Here is a 19020-nt window from a genome sequence, read left to right on the forward strand (position 1 = left end):
ACCTCCGTGACGAACTCCCAGCAGCGCCCGCTGCGCATCGCCATCATCGGCTCCGGCCCGGCGGGCGTCTACGCCGCAGACCTGCTCACCAAGAGCGCCCCCGTCGCCTCCGGCGAGCTGACGCTCAGCATCGACCTCTTCGACCGCTACCCGGCCCCGTACGGCCTCATCCGCTACGGCGTGGCGCCGGACCACCCGCGCATCAAGGGCATCGTCAACGCACTGCACAAGGTCCTGGACCGCGGCGACATCCGCTTCTTCGGCAACGTCGACTACGGCACGGACCTGGGCCTGGCGGACCTCCAGCGCCACTACGACGCCGTGATCTTCGCCACCGGCGCCATCAAGGACGCGGACCTGAACATCCCCGGCATCGAGCTGGAGGGCTCCTTCGGCGCCGCCGACTTCGTCTCCTGGTACGACGGCCACCCGGACGTGCCGCGCGAGTGGCCGCTGGAGGCCAAGGAGATCGCGGTGATCGGCAACGGCAACGTGGCCCTCGACGTGGCCCGGGTCCTGTCCAAGCACGCCGACGAGCTGCTCGTGACCGAGATCCCGGACAACGTCTACCGCGCCCTCAAGTCCAGCCCCGTCACGGACGTGCACGTGTTCGGCCGCCGCGGCCCGGCGCAGGTGAAGTTCACCCCGCTCGAGCTGCGCGAGCTCTCCCACTCGCACGACGTCGACATCGTGCTGTACCCGGAGGACTTCGAGTTCGACGAGGCCTCCGACCGCGAGATCCAGACCAACAACCAGGTCAAGACCATGGTGGGCACGCTCACCAACTGGATCGCCGAGCAGCCCGAGGACCCCTCGGAGTTCACGGCCTCCCGCCGCCTGCACCTGCACTTCCTCCAGAGCCCGGTCGAGGTCGTCGACTCGCCGGAGGCCCCGGGCCGCGTTGCCGGGATCCGGTTCGAGCGCCAGGAGCTCGACGGCACCGGCAACGTCCGCGGGACCGGCGAGTTCGTGGACTACCCGGTCCAGGCCGTCTACCGTGCGATCGGGTACTTCGGCTCGGCGCTGCCCGGGCTCGAGTTCGACCACCGCCGGGGCGTCGTCCCGAACGACGGCGGCCGCGTCCTCGGCGCGGACGGCGAGTTCGTGCCGGGCGTCTACACGACGGGGTGGATCAAGCGCGGGCCGGTGGGCCTGATCGGCCACACCAAGGGCGATGCGCTCGAGACGATCGGCCACCTCCTCGACGCGCGCGAGGAGCTCCCCGCCGCCGAGCAGCCGAGCGAGGCTGCGGTTCTGGAGCTGCTCGAGGCCCGCGGCGTCGAGTACACGACCTGGGAGGGCTGGCTCGCCCTCGACGCGCACGAGAAGGCCCTCGGCGCCGCCGCCGAGCCGGCGCCCACGCACAAGGGCGAGGTCGCGCGCGAGCGCGTCAAGGTCGTCCCCCGCGAGGAGATGGTCGCGATCTCGAACGGCGCCCCCGTCTCCCGCTGATTCTGGGAGTCACCTTCTGGGAGTCACCTCCTGAAAGTCACCTTCTGGGAGTCACCTTCTGAAGGTCACCTTCTGGGAGTCACCTCCTGAAGGTCACCTTCTGGAGGTCACCTCCTGAAGGTCACCTCCCGGGGGTGTCCCGCAGGAGCTGACTCTCAGGAGGTGACTCCCAGACGGGGTCAAGCCTTGGCGACCTTCTTGACCGCGAGGGCGAGGTAGAGCTGCACCCGGTCGGCGGTCACGGCCGGGTCGTACCCGGTGAGCTCCGCGATCTGCCCGAGCCGGTAGCGCACCGTGTTCCGGTGGAGGTTCAGCTGCTCGGCCACCTGCGCCACCGAGCCGTTGAGGTTCAGGTACGTCTCGAGCGTGTGCACGAGCTCGGCGCCGTGCTGGCGGTCGAACCGGACCAGCGGGCCGATGGCCTCTCCGGCCATGTCCGCGAGCGGCACGTCCTCGCTCGCGAGCAGCAGGGACGTGATGCTCAGGCGCTCGGGCTCGTTGACGTCGAGCCCGCGCCCGGCGGCTTCCTTGGCCTCGAAGTAGCTCCACCGCAGCCCGTTGGGCTTGGTGTAGGAGCCGCCGATCCCGACGGTCGCGTGGATTCCCGCCTCGGTGAGGTGATCGTAGAGTGCGCGGCCCAGCGCGGGTGCGCGGGCGCCGTCGTCCTCCACCACGACGACGAGGTCCCGGTCGAGCGTCGCGGTGACCGCGCCGTCGAGCGCGGCTGGGAGGGTGGTGCCGCGGAGGTTGCGGTGGTGGGCGGCCGACTCGGCGAGGAGCACCACGTTGCGCTTCGTCGAGTTGATCCCCGTGCCGGCGAGGCGGCGCGAGGCCTCGTCCGCATCGAGGGTTCCGCGCACGACGTCGTTCACCACCTGCCCGGTTAGGGCCCGCTGGGCCTGGCGCTGCTTCATGAGGTTGCTGAGCTCGATGCTGATGAGGTTCTGGGCGTACGAGATGATGCCGGTGTCCTCGAAGGGCTTCTTTGCCCAGAGGGTGCACGCGTCCCGGCGGCCGGTGGGGATGGGGAAGGGCACCCACCGGTCCATGGAGGGCATCCCGGCCTCGGGGCTGGAGGCGTAGAGCTGCGCGGTGAACTGCGTCAGGATCAGCTCGGTGCCGAGCATCGAGCCGAGGTGCCTGAGCAGTTCCTGCAGGCCCCCGCCGGTCAGCAGGGAGCGGGCGAGGACCTGGTGGGCGGCGATGAGGCGCTCGAGGCTCGCGTAGTGGTCTGCGGAGTGGGAGTCGGCGACGAGCTTGCCGATGGCCATGAAGGGGGTGCGGTAGGGCACCTCGACCACGGGGACGCCCCACCGGTTGGCCTCGGCGATGAGCGCGGGCGGAATCGAGTCATGCCCGAGCGCCACTCCGAAGCCGATCCCGAGCGCCCCGGCGCGCTGGAGGACGCGCACGAACCGCCGCTGCTCGGCCGCGGTGCGCTGGCGGACGCCCGTGGTGAGGACGAGCTCGCCGCCGGTGAGGAACGGGGCCGGATTCTCGAGCTCCGTCACGGCGACCCAGCGGATCTCCTCGCGCAGCGTCGCGGTGGCCGAGCCTGCGAGCCGCAGGCCGAGGTCGGGGTGCGCGAGGAGGTCGGCGAGGGTCGAAGCCATGCCTTTCATGATAAGGGAGCGGGCTGGCCGATCGCACGAGAGGCAAGGTCAAGCCTCGTGCGATCGGCCATTCATCGTGTGGTGTGTCTCGCACTAGGTTGGGACCGACGAAAGGAACCCCTGTCATGGACATCCAGTACCGCCTCGAGCAGAAGCGCAAGGTCCTCGCGGACTTCCCCGGCCCCCGCTCCCTCGAGCTCGCCGCCCGCCGCGCCCAGGCCGTCGCCGCGGGTGTCGCCTCGTCCGTCCCCGTCTACGTCGCGGACGCCGACGGCGGCATCATCCACGACGTCGACGGCAACTCCTTCATCGACCTCGGCTCCGGCATCGCCGTGACCACCGTCGGTGCCTCCGACGCCGCGGTGGTCGGCGCCGTCAAGGAGCAGGTCGAGCACTTCACCCACACCTGCTTCATGGTGTCCCCGTACGAGGGCTACGTCGCCGTGGCCGAGAAGCTCAACCAGCTCACCCCGGGCGAGCACGCCAAGCGGACCGTGCTGTTCAACTCCGGCGCCGAGGCCGTCGAGAACGCGATCAAGATCGCCCGCATCGCCACCGGCCGCAGCGCCGTGGTCGCGTTCGACCACGCCTACCACGGCCGCACCAACCTCACGATGGGCCTCACAGCGAAGGCCATGCCGTACAAGCACGGCTTCGGCCCGTTCGCCGGCGAGGTCTACCGCGCGCCGATGAGCTACCCGTTCCGCGAGGAGAACCCGCAGATCACGGGCAAGGAGGCGGCCGAGCGCGCCATCCTCATGATGAGCAAGCAGATCGGCGCCGACCAGATCGCGGCCATCATCATCGAGCCCATCCAGGGCGAGGGCGGCTTCATCGTCCCCGCGGACGGCTTCCTGCCGCGCCTGGCGGAGTTCGCCAAGGAGAACGGCATCGTCTTCATCGCGGACGAGGTCCAGTCCGGGTTCGCGCGCACCGGCGAATGGTTCGCCGTCCAGCACGAGGGCGTGGTCCCGGACCTCATCACCACGGCCAAGGGCATCGCCGGCGGCATGCCGCTCTCGGCCGTGACCGGCCGCGCGGAGCTGCTCGACGCCGTCCACGGCGGCGGCCTCGGCGGCACCTACGGCGGCAACCCGGTCGCGTGCGCCGCGGCGCTCGCCGCGATCGACACCATGGAGACCCAGGACCTCCGGGGCCGCGCCCGCGAGATCGAGGCCACGGTCAAGGAGCGCCTCGGCAAGCTCCAGGCCGAGCTCGGCGAGGCGGGCATCATCGGCGAGGTCCGCGGTCGCGGCGGGATGCTCGCGCTCGAGTTCGTCAAGGCCTGCAGCGGCGCCGCGAAGGTCCCGGACGCCGCGGCGACGAAGAAGATCGCCGACTACTGCCTCAAGGAAGGCGTCATCATCCTCACCTGCGGCACCTACGGGAACGTCATCCGCCTCCTGCCGCCGCTCGTGATCTCGGACGAGCTGCTTGCCGACGGGCTCGACGTGCTCGAGGCCGCCATCCGCTCTGTCGCGTAGCGGCACGTATTCAGCGACCCTCTGGCGAGACGGCCCCCAACGCGCCAGCCTGCCGGTAGAGTCTGCGGTACCAAGCTTCAGACCGGACGAGGGCGCCCGGGATTCCGGGCGCCCTCGTTCTCTGCTGTCACGCGACCTGTGAGGGGTGGCCCATGCGCTATGTCGTCGGATACCAGCCGGACCAGCGGGGTGCGGACGCGGTGGCCCTGGCCGTCGCGATCGCCCGCGCGCAGGACGCCACGCTGGACCTCATGCTCGTGCTCGGGGAGGACGCCCCCTACATCGCGGCGAACCCCGACGGGCCGCGGGTCCATCCGGAGGAGCAGCGGACCCTCACGGCCCAGCGTCAGGCCCTCGCGCTCGTGCCCGCAGATGTCGAGGCCGCCTTCCACGTGCGCCACGGCCACTCCTTCGCGGCGACCCTCATCGAGGCCGCGGTCGAATTCGAGGCCGCGCTGATCGTGGTCGGAGCGGCGAGCAACGGGCTGTTCAAGCGGTACACGGTCGGTTCCGTCGCCAACGCCCTCCTGCACGCCTCGCCCGTGCCAGTGGCGCTCGCACCGCGCGGCTACCACCGCTCGGAGCCCGTGGAGCGCATCACTGCGTTCATCGGTCGCAGGCAGGGTGCCGACGCCGCGGTCGACGTCGCCCTCATCGCCGCCGGCCGGCGCAACGTGCCGCTCCGCTTCGTCTCCCTCGTCGAGCTCGACGAGCGGGGCGACTCCGGGGAGAACATCAACGCCGCCCACCGCCACGCGAACACCGTCCTGGCCGCCGCCGCCCGCCGCCTCCCCGCCGGGCACGAGGCGAGCGTTGAGGTGGCCCATGGCCGCACCTTCGAGGAGGCGGTGGACAGCCTGGAGTGGCTCGAGGGCGAGCTCGTGATCATCGGTTCGAGCCGGCTCGCGCAGAAGAACCAGCTCTTCCTCGGCTCGACGGCGAACAAGGTCCTGCGGGCCCTGCCGGTGCCCATGGTCGTGGTGCCGCGCGACTACGAGCGGGCGGAGTCCCACCCCCTGGGCTGACGTCGCGCCCCGCCCCGCCCCTCTCCCCAGGTTTCGGGTACGCATCTCGTCGCGGTTCTGCCGTTTCGGGTACGGATCTCGTGGCGGTTTTGCCGTTTCGGGTAAGCACGACGGCGGCTGCCCGGCCCGCGCGCGCCGGGCACCCGGCGTCGTGCGTCGATCCGAACTGCAATGCGTACCCGAAACGCCGAAAACCCGGCGAGATGCGTACCCTCAACGCCGAAAACTCCGCGAGATGCGTACCCGGAACGGGTCAGGCGGGGCGGCGCGCCGCGTCCAGACCGGCCCGGCGCAGGGCCGCGCGGCGCCTGCCGGAGACGAGCAGCATGTCCACGGTCAGCACGGCCAGGGCAGCCCAGACGATCCCGAAGCCGACCCAGCGCTCGGGGGCCATGTGCTCGCCGAGGACGGTCACGGCCATGGTGAACTGCAGCAGCGGGGCGAGGTACTGCAGGAGCCCGATGGTCGTCATGGGGAGGCGTCGGGCGGCGGCGCCGAAGAACAGGAGGGGGACCGCGGTGATGATGCCGCTCGCGGCGAGCAGCCAGAAGTGCCCGGCGCCGTGTCCGGTGAGGGTCAGGGTCCCGGCCGCCCCGAGCCACCCGACCACCCCGAGGGCGAACGGGGTGAGCACGATCGTCTCCATGGTCAGGCTCGTCACGGCATCCACCTTGGCGCCGACGCGGTTCTTGACGAGCCCGTAGAACCCGAAGCTGAACGCGAGGATCAGGGCGATCCACGGCACGCGCCCGTACGCCACGGTGAGGACCACCACCGCGACTGCGCCCGTGCCCACGGCCGCCCACTGCAGCGGACGCAGCCGCTCCTTGAGCACCAGCACCCCGAGGAGCACGGACACGAGCGGATTGATGAAGTACCCGAGCGCGGCCTCGATGGTCTGCCCGCTCAGCACGCCGAACGTGTACGTGAGCCAGTTGACCGCGATGAGCCCGGCCGCGAGGGCCAGCGCCCAGAACGTCCTGCCGCTGCGGAACACGTCGGCGAGCGCGCGCCAGGACCGGGTCGCCGCGATGAGCACGAGGCACACGACGAGGGAGAAGAGGACGCGGTCCGCGACGATCTCGACCGGCCCGGCGGGGGCGAGCGTCATGAAGTAGAGCGGAAGCAGACCCCACAGCCCGTAGGCCCCGATGCCGTAGAGGAGGCCGGTGGCCCCGCCCGGGCGGGCGCGATCGGCGGCGGTTCTCACGGGGGCGGGGGCGGCTGCTGTCGGCTCAGAGGTCACGGGTGCAGGCAACGCCGCCGCGCGCAGGGTTATTCCCGCACCTGCCCCCAGCCGCGGGCCGTGCACAGCCACAGGGCGACGGCCGCGGCCAGCGCGTCGACCGCGAGCAGCGAGACGAGCACCACGAGCTGCACGATCGCGGCGTCGACGGGGCTCGCGCCGCCCAGCACCATGCCCACGAACGCCCCGGGCAGGGTCACGGTGCCCACGGTGCGCGTCTGGTCGAGGGGCGGCACGAGGGACTCCCTCGCGGTGTGCCGGGCGACGAGCAGCCGCGCCGCTCGCCACTCGAACCCGAGGGCCACCGCGGCCTCGACCTCCCCGCGCCGCCCCGCGAGCTCGGCGGAGACCCGGCGGCCGGCGAGGCTCGCCGTCGTCATCGCCCCGCCCACCTGCTGGCCCACGAGCGCGATGAGGGCGAGGCCCTCGAACGGCAGGACCCCGGTGGCCAGCAGCGCGGCCGAGGCGGGCAGCACCCCGGCGGCGATCGGCGCGGCGGCCCACCACCAGCGGGCGGGGTCCACGCGCCGGCCGGTCGTGGCGGTCGCGACAGCGAACATGAGCGCGGCGAATCCGAGGGCGAGCCACGGGCTGCGCCCGAGCTGGGAGACGAGGAGGGCGACGACGGCGAGCTGGCCGACCGCGCGCAGGCTCGCCGTGAGCGGGGGGAGCCACCCGCCGCCGAGCGCCCAGCGGTGCACGGCCGCGGCGGCGGCGGCGAGGACGACGACGGAGACGATGACGCCGGGCCCGAGTCCCAGAAGCGTCCCGGTCTGCACGAGAACTACAATAGGGGGCTGGGCGCGCCCCACCCGCGCGCCGACCACCGGAAGGAATCCGACGTGTCCGAAGCCCCCGCCCGCCCGCTGCGTGTTGCCATCATCGGCGCCGGTCCAGCCGGCGTCTACGCTGCGGACATCCTGACCAAGTCCAACGAGGTCAGGGGCGGCGACGTCGAGGTCAGCATCGACCTCTTCGACCAGTACCCGGCCCCGTACGGCCTCATCCGCTACGGCGTGGCCCCGGACCACCCGCGCATCAAGGGCATCGTCAACGCGCTGCACAAGGTGCTGGACCGCGGCGACATCCGCTTCATCGGCAACGTGACGTACGGCCGCGACCTCACGCTCGCGGACATCCGCGGCTTCTACGACGCGGTCATCTTCGCCACCGGTGCGCTCAAGGACGCCCCGCTCGACATCCCGGGCGTGGAGCTGGAGGGCTCGTTCGGCGGCGCCGACTTCGTCTCCTGGTACGACGGGCACCCGGACGTGCCGCGGGACTGGCCGCTCACGGCCAAAGAGGTGGCGGTGATCGGCAACGGCAACGTGGCCCTCGACGTTGCCCGCATGCTCTCCAAGCACGCCGACGACCTGCTCGTCACGGAGATCCCGGACAACGTCTACCGCGCCCTCAAGTCCAGCCCCGTCACGGACGTGCACGTGTTCGGCCGCCGCGGCCCGGCGCAGGTGAAGTTCACCCCGCTCGAGCTGCGCGAGCTCTCCCACTCCCGGGACGTGGACATCGTGCTGTACCCGGAGGACTTCGAGTTCGACGACGCCTCCGACGAGGCCATCAAGACCAACAACCAGGTCAAGACGATGGTCAACACCCTCGCGAACTGGATCGCGGAGGACCAGGACACCGGTGCCTCCCGCCGCCTGCACCTGCACTTCCTGCAGAGCCCCGTGGAGATCTACGACTCGCCCGAGACCCCCGGTCACGTGGCCGGGATCCGGTTCGAGCGCATGGAGCTCGACGGCACTGGCAACGTCCGCGGCACCGGCCAGTTCGAGGACTACCCCGTCCAGGCCGTGTACCGGGCCATCGGCTACCGCGGCTCGGAGCTCGCCGAGATCGAGTACGATGCGCGCCGCGGCGTGATCCCCAACGAGGGCGGCCGCGTCCTCGACGAGGACGGGACCCCGATGGCCGGCCTCTACACGACGGGGTGGATCAAGCGCGGGCCGGTGGGGCTGATCGGCCACACCAAGGGCGACGCCCTCGAGACGATCGGCTGCCTCCTCGAGGACCGCGACTCCCTCCCCGCCGCCGAGAACCCGGACGAGCACGCGGTCATCGCCCTGCTCGAGGAGCGCGGCGTCGAGTACACGACCTGGGAGGGCTGGAACGAGCTGGACGCCCACGAACGGGCCCTCGGCGAGGCGTGGGCCGCGGACACGGACGACGCCGGTGCTGCCGCCGGCGCCGCGGGCGGCGGCAGCCAGGTGCGGCGCGAGCGCGTGAAGGTGGTCCCGCGCGAGGACATGGTGCGGATCTCGCGCAAGGCCGCCCCGGACGCCTGAGCCCCGCCCCCGGTCTCACATCGTGAGACCTTCTGAAGGTCTCACAGGCTGGACCCGTACAGTGGATGGGTTTGTTCGTCACTGAAGACCAGGAGTGTGGGATGCAGATCCTCCGCACGAAGCCGATCGAGGCCACGATCGCGGCTTCGCAGGAGTCCGGGCGCCGGCTCAAGCGATCGCTGAGCACGTGGGACCTCATGATCATGGGGGTCGCCGTCGCCGTCGGTGCCGGCATCTTCTCCGTCGGGGCCAAGGCCGCGGCGAGCTTCGCGGGGCCGGCCGTCACGGTCTCCTTCGCGATCGCCGCCGTCGCCTGCGCGCTCGCCATCATGTGCTACGCCGAGTTCGCCACCGCGATGCCCGTGGCGGGGTCCGCCTACGTGTTCACCTATGCCACGATGGGCGAGCTGCTGGCCTGGATCATCGGTTGGAACCTCATCCTCGAGCTGTTCACGGCCGCCGCCGTGATCGCCAAGTACTGGGGGATCTACCTCAGCAAGGTCTTCTCGCTCGCGGGCCTCGACGTCCCGCCGAGCATCCAGCTCGGCCCGGTCGAGCTCGTGTGGGGCCCGTTCCTCATCGTCGCGATCTTCACCGTGCTCCTCATCCTCGGCACCAAGCTCTCGGCCCGCGTGGGCAACGTCATCACGGTGATCAAGATCGCCGTCGTGCTCTTCGTGATCGTGGTCGGGTTCTTCTACGTCAAGGCCGAGAACTACAGCCCGTTCGTCCCGCCGGCCGTGCCCGCGTCGGGCTCCGGCGGCACCGAGGTGCTCAAGCAGTCCTTCTTCTCGTTCCTCACGGGTGCCGCGCCCGCGCAGTACGGCCTGTTCGGCGTCTTCGGCGGGGCCGCCCTCGTCTTCTTCGCCTTCATCGGCTTCGATGTGGTGGCCACGAGCGCCGAGGAGGTCAAGAACCCGCAGAAGACCCTCCCGCGCGGCATCTTCGGCGGCCTCGCCGTGGTGACCCTGCTCTACATCCTCGTCTCGCTCGCGCTGACCGGCATGGTCCCGTACACGGTCCTGGCCAAGGCGGAGGCCCCGACCCTGACCACCGCCTTCGAGGCCGTCGGCAACACCGACGCCGCCAAGGTCATCGCGTTCGGCTCCCTCGTGGGTCTCACGACCGTGATCATGGTCCTGCTCATGGGCCTGGCCCGCGTGATCCTGGCGATGAGCCGCGACGGCCTGCTCCCGCGGGCCCTGTCCGTCACGAGCGAGAAGCGCGCCACCCCGGCGCGCCTGCAGATCATCTGCGGGAGCGCCGTGGCGCTCGTCGCCGGCCTGACCAAGGTGGACGTGCTCGAGGAGATGATCAACATCGGCACCCTCTCGGCGTTCGTGGTGGTCAGCCTCGGCGTCGTGGTGCTGCGGCGCAAGCGCCCCGACCTCAAGGCCGCGTTCCGCGTGCCCTTCGGCAAGGTGCTCCCCATCGTGTCCGCCGTGCTGTGCCTGTACCTCATGACCAACCTCGCGGTCGAGACGTGGATCTACTTTGCCGGCTGGCTCGTGGTGGGCCTGGTCATCTACTTCGCCTACGGACAGCGCCACTCGCGCCTCAACGAGCGCTTCGCCACGGAGCGCGCGGCCGTCTCGGAGCCGCAGCCGTAGTGCACGTCCGCTGTCTGGGAGTTTGCCCAGACAGCGGTGTGCATTGCAGATACTGTCAACATCCGTGATGGTCGGAGTCTAGGATGGGGCCATGGCGAGACCCCCACGGCCAGAGCGGAAGTACGAGCTGCTCGACCAGATCCTCGACCACCTGCTCGGCTCGACGCTGGCGGACCTGACGTTCCGCAGCCTCGCAGATGCGCTGGGCATCAGCAGCTATGTGCTCGTGTACCACTTCGGCAACCGGGAGCAGCTGGTCACGGAGATCATCCGCGGGATCATGCGCCGCCTCGAGCCGCTGACCACCCTCAGGCCGGCGTCCGACTCGCCGGAGGACGTGGTGGCCCTGGCCCGCACAGCGTTCGAGCTGGGCCTGGACCACCGCGGCCGGCACCTGCAGCGGCTCGAGTTCGAGGCCTCGGTCCAGGACGTGGTGGCGGACGATCCGCGCCGGCCGTCGGCGCAGTCCTTCGAGCACTGGTGCGGGCTGCTGGCCCGGTGGCTGCGCGGCCGGGGCCTCCCGCCGCGCGCCGCCCGCTCCATGGCACGCACGTATGTGGGGGCCGTCATGGGGCTCCTGTACGACTTCGTCCTCACGGGCGACCGGCGCGCCGCGCTCGACTCGTTCGACGTGCTGGCCGACGGGTTCATCGCGCACCTCGACCGGGCCGCCCACCGGGTCGCTTCCTAGCCCACCCGTTTCGGGTACGCATCTCGTCGCGGTTCCGGCCTTCCGGGCACACCGCGGCGCCACAACGACGACGGCGGGGTCCCCACCCGGGTGGGGACCCCGCCGTCGTCCGTCAGGACGCTGCTGAGCGCCGGACCGCTGCGGGCCGGGCTGCTACTTGCCCAGCTCTGCGCGGAGCTTGGCGCCGAGCCCGGCGTCCACGTTCGTCCAGTACTGGATCGCGCGCTCCTTGATGTCCTCGCGCTTCACGCCGCTGACGGCGCCGGCGATCGTGGTGAGGAAGCGGGCGCGCTCGGCGTCGTCGAACACCTCGCGGTAGAGGATGCCCGGCTGCACGAAGTCGCCGTCCTCGGCGTGGAGGGAGTGGGCGGCGAGGGTGAGCTCGCCGTCGTTCTCCCAGCCGCCGCCCACCGTGGCGGGCTCGACGGCGGCGGGGCCGCCGGCCGAGTTCGGCGCGTAGACCGGGGTGCTCGGGGAGTTGAAGTGGATGCGCCCGGAGCCGTCCTGGCTGTAGTTGCGCACCTCGCTCTTGGGCGCGTTGACCGGCAGCTGCGCGTGGTTGGTGCCGACGCGGTAGCGGTGCGCGTCCGCGTAGGAGAAGATGCGCGCCTGGAGCATCTTGTCCGGCGAGGCCGCGATGCCCGGCACGAAGTTCGACGGCGCGAAGGCGGCCTGCTCGATCTGCGCGAAGTAGTTCTCCGGGTTGCGGTTGAGCTCCATCGTGCCGACCTTGATGAGCGGGTAGTCCTTCTTGGACCACGTCTTCGTCAGGTCGAACGGGTTGTAGCGGTAGGTCTTGGCGTCCTCGTAGGGCATGACCTGCACGAAGAGGTCCCAGCTCGGGAAGCTGCCCTCCTCGATGCTCTCGTAGAGGTCCTGGATGTAGTAGTCGGCGTTCTCGCCGGCGATGCGCTCGGCCTCCTCGCCCGTGAGGTTCTCGACGCCCTGGTTCGTGTGGAAGTGGTACTTGACCCAGAACCGCTCGCCCTCGGCGTTGATCCACTGGTAGGTGTGCGAGCCGTAGCCCTGCATGTGGCGCCAGGTCTTGGGCAGGCCGCGGTCGCCCATGAGCCAGGTGACCTGGTGGGCGGACTCGGGGGAGAGGGTCCAGAAGTCCCACTGCATGTCCGAGTCGCGCAGGTGGCTGCCCGGGAGGCGCTTCTGCGAGTGGATGAAGTCGGGGAACTTGATGCCGTCGCGGATGAAGAACACCGGGGTGTTGTTGCCCACGAGGTCGTAGTTGCCCTCGGAGGTGTAGAACTTGATGGCGAAGCCGCGCGGGTCGCGCCACGTGTCCGGGGAGCCGTTCTCGCCCGCCACGGAGGAGAAGCGGATGAGCATCTCGGTCTCGGTGTCCGGCTGGAACAGGGCCGCCTTGGTGTACTTCGAGACGTCCTCGGTGGTCTTGAAGACGCCGAACGCCCCGCCGCCCTTGGCGTGGACCACGCGCTCCGGGACGCGCTCGCGGTTGAACTGGGCGAGCTTCTCGACCAGGTAGTGGTCGGTGAGGATGATCGCGCCGTCGGCGCCGACCGACTGGGCGTGGGCGTCCGAGACGACCGGGGCGCCGGACTGGGTGGTCGAGTAGTTGACCGTCATATCTCTCCTTCTGTTCCGCGCGTACTGCGCTGTACTGGTTCCGTGGGAGGAAGGCTCGTGGGCGGTCAGGCCGCCGGCTCGGGGGCGGGCTTCGCTGCGCACTCGGCGCAGACCCCGACGTAAGTGACGTCCGCGATCATGATCGTCATCCCGTGCGTGTCCGAGGGCGTCAGGCACGGGGCGTGGCCCACGGCGCAGTCGACGTCCTCGACGCGCCCGCAGGCCGAGCAGATCGCGTGGTGGTGGTTGTCGCCGACCCGGGTCTCGTAGAGCGCGGGGGAGTGCGGCGGCTCGAAGCGGCGCAGCATCCCGAGGTCGGTCAGGTCGCCGAGAACCACGTAGACGGACTGCGGGGTGATCTCCGGCAGGTCCTCTCGTGCCGCGGCGAGGATGGCCTCGGCCGAGGAGTGCGGGTGGGACTCGACGGCGTCGAGCACCGCGAGGCGCTGCCTGGTCACCCGGCGGCCGTGAGCGCGCAGGGCCGAGGCCCATCCGCTGTGCTCCGTGCTCGGTTCCATGGCCCCATTAGAGCACTTATTTTTAGCAACTCACAATAAGGCCAGCCTAAGCTCACCGGCATCGGCAGGGCATCGGTAGGCTGGAGTCCGTCCGGACCGAGGAGGCACATGGGACAGTTCCAAGAGCGCCGGCTGGCCGCCGGGGGCCACGAGCTGGGCGTGCTCTCGGGCGGGGAGGGCCCGCGGGACTACGTCCTGGTGCACGGCATCGGGGTATCGCCGGCCTACTTCCGCCCCCTCGCCGAGGAGCTCGCGCTGCGGGACCGCGTGCACGCCATCGAGCTCCCGGGCTTCGGGCGGACGCCGAAGCCGCGCCGCGGGCTCTCGATCGAAGACTTCGCCGCCTGCGTCTGGGCCGCGCTGGACCAGCTCGGCGTCCGGGCGCCCGTCCTCGTGGGGCACTCGATGGGGGCGCAGATCGTCGTCGAGATGTCCCTCCAGCGGCCCGCGTCGCAACTGGTCGCCCTGCTCGGGCCGACCACTGACGCCGGCGCCCACAGTGTGGTGCGCCAGGGCCTGCGCCTGGCCTGGGACACGGCGACCGAGCCCCCGGTCGTGGCGGCGACCATCATCCGGGACTACTTCCGCTGCGGCCCGCTCTGGTACTTCACCGTCCTGCGCGGGATGATGCGGCACCGCATCGAGCAGAGGATCCTCCTCGTCAGCGCGCCCGTGCTGCTCATGCGGGGCGCCCGCGACCGCATCAGCCCGCTGCGCTGGCTCGAGCGTCTCGCCCGGTCCGCCCGCAACGCGCACCTGCGCGTGGTCCCGGGCCAGGCGCACGTGCTCATGTACCGGGGGGCCGCGCCCGTGGCGGACTGCCTGCGGGCCGAAGCGGCGCGGGGGGACGCATGAGCAGGGCCTCGGAGGCAGTGCAGGCGGCGCGGCGGGCCGGCGTGCGGGCGACCTGGGTCGCCGGCGGCATCGCCCTCGACGCCGCCTACGCCACAGCCCGCCAGGCGGCGGCCTTCCGGGCCCGCGGCGGCCGGCGCGTCGCCATAGGCCCCGCCGGCACCCCGACCGTGCGCACGACGTCGGAGCCTCCTCGCGGGGGCCGCCCGCCCGCCGTCGTGCTCATCCCCGGCATCTACGAGCCGGCGGCGTTCCTCGACCCGCTCCGGACCCGGCTCGAGGAGCGCGGCCACGAGGTCGCCGTGGTCGAGGAGCTGGGCTGGAACCTCCGCACCGTGCCGGACTCGGCGGCGCTCGTCGCCGACCGCCTCCGCGACCTCGGGCTCGCCGACGTGCTGATCGTGGCGCACTCCAAGGGCGGCCTGATCGGCAAGGAGCTCCTCGTCACCGAGCCGTCCCTCGTGCGCGGCATGATCTCCATCTCGACCCCGTACAGCGGCCACCCCTTCTCGCGCCTGGGGCCGACGCCGGCCCTGCGCGCCTTCCGCAGCACGGACCCCGTGATCCTCGCGCTCGCCGCCGAGCGGGCGGCGAACGCGGCCATCGTGTCCATCAGCGCCGAGGTCGATCCGATCGTGATCGGCGGGACGTGGCTCGAGGGCGCGCGCAACATCTGCCTGCCAGTGGTGGGCCACTTCCGCGTCCTGTCCCACCCGGCCTTCCTCACGCTCCTCGACGAGCTGCTCGATGAGGCGGCCGCCGCCCGAAAATCCCCGCCAGAAAGCGGAACCAAGGCGCATGGCTGAATCGTTGAGAAGGCGGAGGTAACCGTGCACAACCATTACAACGGGCTCAAGACGGCGGCGCTCTTCGGCGTGCTCTGGGCGGTCCTGCTGGGCATCGGCGGCCTGGTGGGCGTCTGGTCGCGCAGCGGCTCGCCGGTGCTGATCTTCGCCGGCCTCGGCCTGATCATGACGTTCTACAGCTACTGGAACAGCGACAAGATCGCGCTGCGCTCCATGCAGGCCTACCCCGTGACCGAGCAGCAGGCGCCGGGCCTGTACCAGATCGTGCGCGAGCTCTCCCAGCGCGCCAACCAGCCCATGCCCCGCATCTACATCTCGCCGACCGAGTCACCGAACGCGTTCGCCACGGGCCGCAATCCGCAGAACGCCGCGGTGTGCTGCACCGAGGGCATCCTGCGCCTGCTGGACGCCCGCGAGCTGCGGGGCGTGCTGGGCCACGAGCTCATGCACGTCTACAACCGGGACATCCTCACCTCCTCGATCGCGGCCGCGGTGGCCGGCGTCATCACCTCCGTGGCCCAGTTCGCCATGTTCTTCGGCGGCGGCGGGGACCGCGAGCGGAACGCGAACCCCTTCGCCCTGCTCATCCTGAGCCTGCTCGCCCCCTTCGCCGCCTCGCTCATCCAGCTCGCGATCTCCCGGACGCGCGAGTACGACGCCGACGAGGACGGCTCCCAGCTCACCGGCGACCCGCTCGCCCTGGCCTCCGCCCTGCGCAAGATAGAGGGCGGCGTGCGCCTCGCGCCGCTGCCCGCGGACGACCAGAAGCTGGTCAACACCTCGCACCTGATGATCGCCAACCCCTTCCGCGGCGGCGCGGGGCTCACCCGGCTGTTCGCCACCCACCCGCCCATGGCGGACCGGATCGTCCGCCTCGAGCGGATGGCCGGCCACGAGCTCGGCCGCTGACCCGGCGCCCGCGCCCACCATGGACGTCGCGGTCATCGGCGCCGGCGCGATCGGCGGGACCCTCGCGGCCCTCCTCGACCGCGCCGGGCACCGCGTCGAGGTGACCGCCCGCGGCGAACGGCTCGCGGCCATCGCGGCCGACGGGCTCCGGCTCACCGGCAGGTGGGGCGAGCACCGCGCGCGGGTGGCCGCCGGCGAGCGGCTCACGGCCGCCCCCGAACTCGCGCTCCTGTGCGTCAAGGCCCAGGACGAGCTCGGGGCGCTCCGCGCCAATGAGCCGGCGCTCGCGGGTGTCCCGCTCGTCGTGGTCCAGAACGGGCTCGACGGCGCCGACGGGGCCCGCAGCGCCCACACCGGCCCGGCCATCGGGGCCATCGCCTTCTTCAGCGCGGACTGCCCGGTGCCCGGCGAGGCCCGGGTGCTCGTCCCGGGGCCGCTCTACCTGGGCTCGGGGACCGCGCCGCCCACGGCCGAGGCCGCCGAGGCCGCACGGGTGCTCTCCACGGCGCTCCCGAGCCGGGCAGTGGCCAACTTCGCCGGGTGCCAGTGGACCAAGCTCGTGGTGAACCAGATCAATGCCATGCCGGCCATCACCGGCCTGAGCGTGCAGGAGACCCTGGCCGAGCCGCGGCTGCGGCGGATCATCCTCGCGAGCATGCGGGAGGCCATCCGCACGGGCCGCCGCGCGGGCATCGCCTTCGGCTCCCTGGAGGGGATGACGCCGCTCGCCCTCGGCGTCCTCGGGTCGGCTCCCGCACCGGTCGGGAGCACGCTGCTGCGGCTCATGGGGCGCCGCCTCGGCCGGGAGCCGGTCCTCGGCTCCACGCTGCAGAGCGTCCAGCGTGGGCTGGCCACCGAGATCGACCACCTCAACGGCGCGATCGTGGCGCGGGCCCGGGCCCTCGGCGCGGACGCGCCCGTGAACGCCGCGATGACCGAGCTGGTGCACGAGGTTGAGCGCGACCACCGATTCCGCACCCCGCACGAGGTGGCGCGGCGGATCCGCCTCACGTAGCCGGGCTCGGCCCGCGTGCCGTAGCCGGCCGCGCCCGCGGCTAGGCTGTTGCGGTGCGCAACTATCTGGCCGACACCAGCCCCCTCACAGAGAGTCTCGAGTTCCGGCGCCTCTGGTTCGGCCAGCTGCTGAGCATCCTGGGGTCGCAGCTGACGGTCACCGCCGTGAGCCTGCAGGTCTACGACCTCACCCGCTCGAGCTTCAACGTGGGGCTGCTGGGGCTCGTGGCCCTCGTCCCGTTCGTGTTCGCGGGCCTGTACGGCGGCGCGATCGTGGACGCCCATGACCGCCGCACGGTCGCGATCGCCTCGTCCTGGCTGCTGTGGGGCACGAGCGCGCTGATCGCGCTGCAGGCGTGGCTGCGCCTCGAGAACGTCCTGCTCATCTACCTGCTCGTGGGGATCCAGGCCCTCGGCACGGGCCTGAACATGCCGGCGCGCAGCGCGATCATCCCGCGGCTCATCCGCCCCGAGAAGCTCGCGGCGGCCAACGCCCTGAACATGATCACCTTCGGCCTCGGCGGCGCCGCCGGGCCGCTGCTCGCCGGCGCACTCGTGGCATCGGTGGGCTACGGGTGGACGTACACGTTCGATGTGCTCAGCTTCACCGTGGCGATGTGGGCGCTGTTCCGCCTGCCGCCGCTGCCGCCCGAGGGCGCGGTGCGCCGGGCCGGGATCCGCTCGGTCGCGGAGGGGTTCCAGTTCCTCGGAACCCGGCCCAACATCCGGATGACGTTCCTCATCGACATGTGCGCGATGGTCTTCGCCATGCCGCGCGCCGTGCTCCCGGCCGTCGCGGTCCTCGCCCTCGGCGGCGGGGCGGCCACCGCGGGCGCCCTGCTGGCCGGGATCGCCGCCGGCACCTTCCTCGGCGGCCTGTTCTCGGGTCCGGTCGCGCGGCTGCGCTGGCAGGGCCGCGGCGTCCAGTGGTCCGTGGTGGCGTGGGGCGCGAGCATCCTCGCGCTCGGGACCGTGGTGCTCTCCGCCGGGCGCACCTCGCCGGGCGGCCCGACGTGGTGGGTGCTGCCCGCGATCCTCTGCATGGTCGCCGCGGGCGCGGCCGACTCCGTGAGCGCCGCCCTGCGCTCCACCATCCTCCAGGCCGCCACCCCGGATGCCCTGCGCGGGCGCCTGCAGGGCGTGTTCACCGTGGTGGTGGGCGGCGGACCGCGCCTCGGCGACGTGTTCTCCGGCGGCATGGCCTCCTGGCTCGGCGAGGGCACCTCGATCGTGGTCGGCGCCCTGGCGTGCATCGCGCTCGTCTGGGTGCTGCACGTGGCGCAGCCGGGCTTCGCGCGCTACGACGCGGAGCATCCCACGCCGTAGTGGCGGGGGGGCGGCCCCCCCCCCGCCCCCCCCCCCGGGGGGGGGGGGGGGGGGGCCCCCCCCCCCCCCACGCGGGGAGGGTGAGGGCCTCAGGCCGGCGTCGATCCGGTCTCCAGGAGCGTCCTGGCTGCAGTCCACGGCAGGAGGATGCACCGCCGCCTGAGCGGAGCGACGGCGAGCTCGGCGAGGGTCAGCAGGGCCTCCGCGCAGGACTCCGGGGCAGAGTGGCCGAGGTCGGGGAGGACCGCCCGGTCCAGCGGCCTGCCGGCCGCCCGGGCGGCCACCAGGACGTCGAGCAGCATCGCGGCCTCCTGCGGCGCCACCGAGCGGAGGGTGGCGGCGAGCAGCGAGGCAGCGGCCCGCGAGAGGGCGCATCCGCTGGCGGTGCCGCGGAGCACGGCCTTCCCGCCGTCGACCGTCAGGGCGAGGTCCACCCGGTCGCCGCAGGTCGGATTGACCAGCTCGACGCGCCGGGTGTCCGCGCGCCCGTCCCCGGGGGTGCGGGGAGCCAGCCCAGGGGCCGTGGCACCGTGCTGTTCGATGACGGCGAGGAGCTCCTCGCGGTCCAT

At 71.9% G+C, this 19020-nt stretch carries 17 protein-coding genes; 11 read left to right on the plus strand and 6 right to left on the minus strand.

What is annotated here, in order from left to right; genetic code table 11:
* Positions 1 to 6 precede the first annotated feature (6 nt).
* A complete protein-coding gene (locus ACVWWH_RS01280; RefSeq protein ID WP_457315333.1) occupies positions 7 to 1452 on the plus strand; it encodes an FAD-dependent oxidoreductase in 1446 nt (481 codons plus the stop codon).
* A 179-nt stretch (positions 1453 to 1631) separates the two neighbouring features.
* Here the strand turns inward: ACVWWH_RS01280 and ACVWWH_RS01285 are convergent, their stop codons facing one another.
* Entirely contained in the window at positions 1632 to 3065 is a 1434-nt protein-coding gene (locus ACVWWH_RS01285; RefSeq protein WP_457315334.1) for a PucR family transcriptional regulator, read from the minus strand.
* Positions 3066 to 3190: 125 nt separating this feature from the next.
* Here ACVWWH_RS01285 and gabT point away from each other — a divergent pair, with 125 nt between their 5' ends.
* Positions 3191 to 4549, plus strand: coding sequence for a 4-aminobutyrate--2-oxoglutarate transaminase (gene gabT / locus ACVWWH_RS01290; RefSeq protein WP_457315335.1), 1359 nt, complete (start codon positions 3191 to 3193; stop codon positions 4547 to 4549).
* A 152-nt stretch (positions 4550 to 4701) separates the two neighbouring features.
* Positions 4702 to 5574 (plus strand): universal stress protein, encoded by an 873-nt coding sequence (locus tag ACVWWH_RS01295; protein ID WP_457315336.1) that lies wholly within the window; start codon positions 4702 to 4704, stop codon positions 5572 to 5574.
* Positions 5575 to 5827: 253 nt separating this feature from the next.
* On the opposite strand, the gene rarD is transcribed toward ACVWWH_RS01295, so the two are convergent.
* Both rarD and ACVWWH_RS01305 read right to left on the minus strand, forming a co-directional pair.
* Positions 5828 to 6784 (minus strand): EamA family transporter RarD, encoded by a 957-nt coding sequence (gene rarD / locus ACVWWH_RS01300; protein ID WP_457315518.1) that lies wholly within the window; start codon positions 6782 to 6784, stop codon positions 5828 to 5830.
* Positions 6785 to 6849: 65 nt separating this feature from the next.
* Entirely contained in the window at positions 6850 to 7599 is a 750-nt protein-coding gene (locus ACVWWH_RS01305; RefSeq protein ID WP_066499792.1) for an ABC transporter permease, read from the minus strand.
* Positions 7600 to 7662: 63 nt separating this feature from the next.
* On the opposite strand from ACVWWH_RS01305, the gene ACVWWH_RS01310 reads away from it, so the two are divergent.
* From ACVWWH_RS01310 to ACVWWH_RS01320, 3 genes are all read left to right on the plus strand, one after another.
* On the plus strand, positions 7663 to 9126 hold the full coding sequence (locus tag ACVWWH_RS01310; RefSeq protein ID WP_457315337.1) for an FAD-dependent oxidoreductase: 1464 nt from the start codon (positions 7663 to 7665) through the stop codon (positions 9124 to 9126).
* A gap of 101 nt (positions 9127 to 9227) precedes the next feature.
* On the plus strand, positions 9228 to 10736 hold the full coding sequence (locus ACVWWH_RS01315) for an APC family permease (protein WP_066499787.1): 1509 nt from the start codon (positions 9228 to 9230) through the stop codon (positions 10734 to 10736).
* Between the two features lie 91 nt (positions 10737 to 10827).
* Positions 10828 to 11427, plus strand: a complete 600-nt coding sequence (locus ACVWWH_RS01320) for a TetR/AcrR family transcriptional regulator (RefSeq protein ID WP_066499777.1) — start codon at positions 10828 to 10830, stop codon at positions 11425 to 11427.
* A 153-nt stretch (positions 11428 to 11580) separates the two neighbouring features.
* Here the strand turns inward: ACVWWH_RS01320 and ACVWWH_RS01325 are convergent, their stop codons facing one another.
* Entirely contained in the window at positions 11581 to 13026 is a 1446-nt protein-coding gene (locus ACVWWH_RS01325; RefSeq protein WP_066499775.1) for a catalase, read from the minus strand.
* Between the two features lie 65 nt (positions 13027 to 13091).
* A complete protein-coding gene (locus ACVWWH_RS01330) occupies positions 13092 to 13544 on the minus strand; it encodes a Fur family transcriptional regulator (protein WP_066499773.1) in 453 nt (150 codons plus the stop codon).
* 108 nt (positions 13545 to 13652) lie between these two features.
* Between ACVWWH_RS01330 and ACVWWH_RS01335 the strand changes: the two genes are divergently transcribed.
* From ACVWWH_RS01335 to ACVWWH_RS01355, 5 genes are read left to right on the plus strand one after another with little or no spacing between them, the layout of a single operon-like run.
* Entirely contained in the window at positions 13653 to 14399 is a 747-nt protein-coding gene (locus ACVWWH_RS01335) for an alpha/beta fold hydrolase (RefSeq protein ID WP_457315338.1), read from the plus strand.
* Positions 14396 to 15202 carry an esterase/lipase family protein gene (locus tag ACVWWH_RS01340; protein WP_457315339.1) on the plus strand — a complete coding sequence of 269 codons (807 nt, stop codon included), beginning with the start codon at positions 14396 to 14398 and terminating at the stop codon, positions 15200 to 15202. The genes ACVWWH_RS01335 and ACVWWH_RS01340 overlap by 4 nt, the downstream gene beginning before the upstream one ends.
* Positions 15203 to 15226: 24 nt before the next feature.
* A complete protein-coding gene (htpX, locus tag ACVWWH_RS01345; protein ID WP_066499767.1) occupies positions 15227 to 16111 on the plus strand; it encodes a zinc metalloprotease HtpX in 885 nt (294 codons plus the stop codon).
* Between the two features lie 19 nt (positions 16112 to 16130).
* Positions 16131 to 17126, plus strand: a complete 996-nt coding sequence (locus ACVWWH_RS01350; protein ID WP_457315340.1) for a ketopantoate reductase family protein — start codon at positions 16131 to 16133, stop codon at positions 17124 to 17126.
* A gap of 53 nt (positions 17127 to 17179) precedes the next feature.
* Positions 17180 to 18451, plus strand: coding sequence for an MFS transporter (locus tag ACVWWH_RS01355; RefSeq protein WP_457315341.1), 1272 nt, complete (start codon positions 17180 to 17182; stop codon positions 18449 to 18451).
* A gap of 89 nt (positions 18452 to 18540) precedes the next feature.
* Here the strand turns inward: ACVWWH_RS01355 and ACVWWH_RS01360 are convergent, their stop codons facing one another.
* Positions 18541 to 19020 carry an iron-sulfur cluster assembly scaffold protein gene (locus ACVWWH_RS01360; protein ID WP_457315519.1) on the minus strand — a complete coding sequence of 160 codons (480 nt, stop codon included), beginning with the start codon at positions 19018 to 19020 and terminating at the stop codon, positions 18541 to 18543.

This window comes from Sinomonas sp. RB5 (assembly GCF_054063535.1).

Bases quoted from the DNA above. Each gene is read 5' to 3' on its own strand.
- ACVWWH_RS01360 (WP_457315519.1), bottom strand. From the start codon at position 19,020: ATGGACCGCGAGGAGCTCCTCGCCGTCATCGAACAGCACGGTGCCACG.
- ACVWWH_RS01350 (WP_457315340.1), top strand. From the start codon at position 16,131: ATGGACGTCGCGGTCATCGGCGCCGGCGCGATCGGCGGGACCCTCGCG.
- ACVWWH_RS01340 (WP_457315339.1), top strand. From the start codon at position 14,396: ATGAGCAGGGCCTCGGAGGCAGTGCAGGCGGCGCGGCGGGCCGGCGTG.
- ACVWWH_RS01285 (WP_457315334.1), bottom strand. From the start codon at position 3,065: ATGGCTTCGACCCTCGCCGACCTCCTCGCGCACCCCGACCTCGGCCTG.
- ACVWWH_RS01330 (WP_066499773.1), bottom strand. From the start codon at position 13,544: ATGGAACCGAGCACGGAGCACAGCGGATGGGCCTCGGCCCTGCGCGCT.
- gabT (WP_457315335.1), top strand. From the start codon at position 3,191: ATGGACATCCAGTACCGCCTCGAGCAGAAGCGCAAGGTCCTCGCGGAC.
- ACVWWH_RS01295 (WP_457315336.1), top strand. From the start codon at position 4,702: ATGCGCTATGTCGTCGGATACCAGCCGGACCAGCGGGGTGCGGACGCG.
- ACVWWH_RS01325 (WP_066499775.1), bottom strand. From the start codon at position 13,026: ATGACGGTCAACTACTCGACCACCCAGTCCGGCGCCCCGGTCGTCTCG.
- ACVWWH_RS01315 (WP_066499787.1), top strand. From the start codon at position 9,228: ATGCAGATCCTCCGCACGAAGCCGATCGAGGCCACGATCGCGGCTTCG.
- ACVWWH_RS01335 (WP_457315338.1), top strand. From the start codon at position 13,653: ATGGGACAGTTCCAAGAGCGCCGGCTGGCCGCCGGGGGCCACGAGCTG.
- ACVWWH_RS01320 (WP_066499777.1), top strand. From the start codon at position 10,828: ATGGCGAGACCCCCACGGCCAGAGCGGAAGTACGAGCTGCTCGACCAG.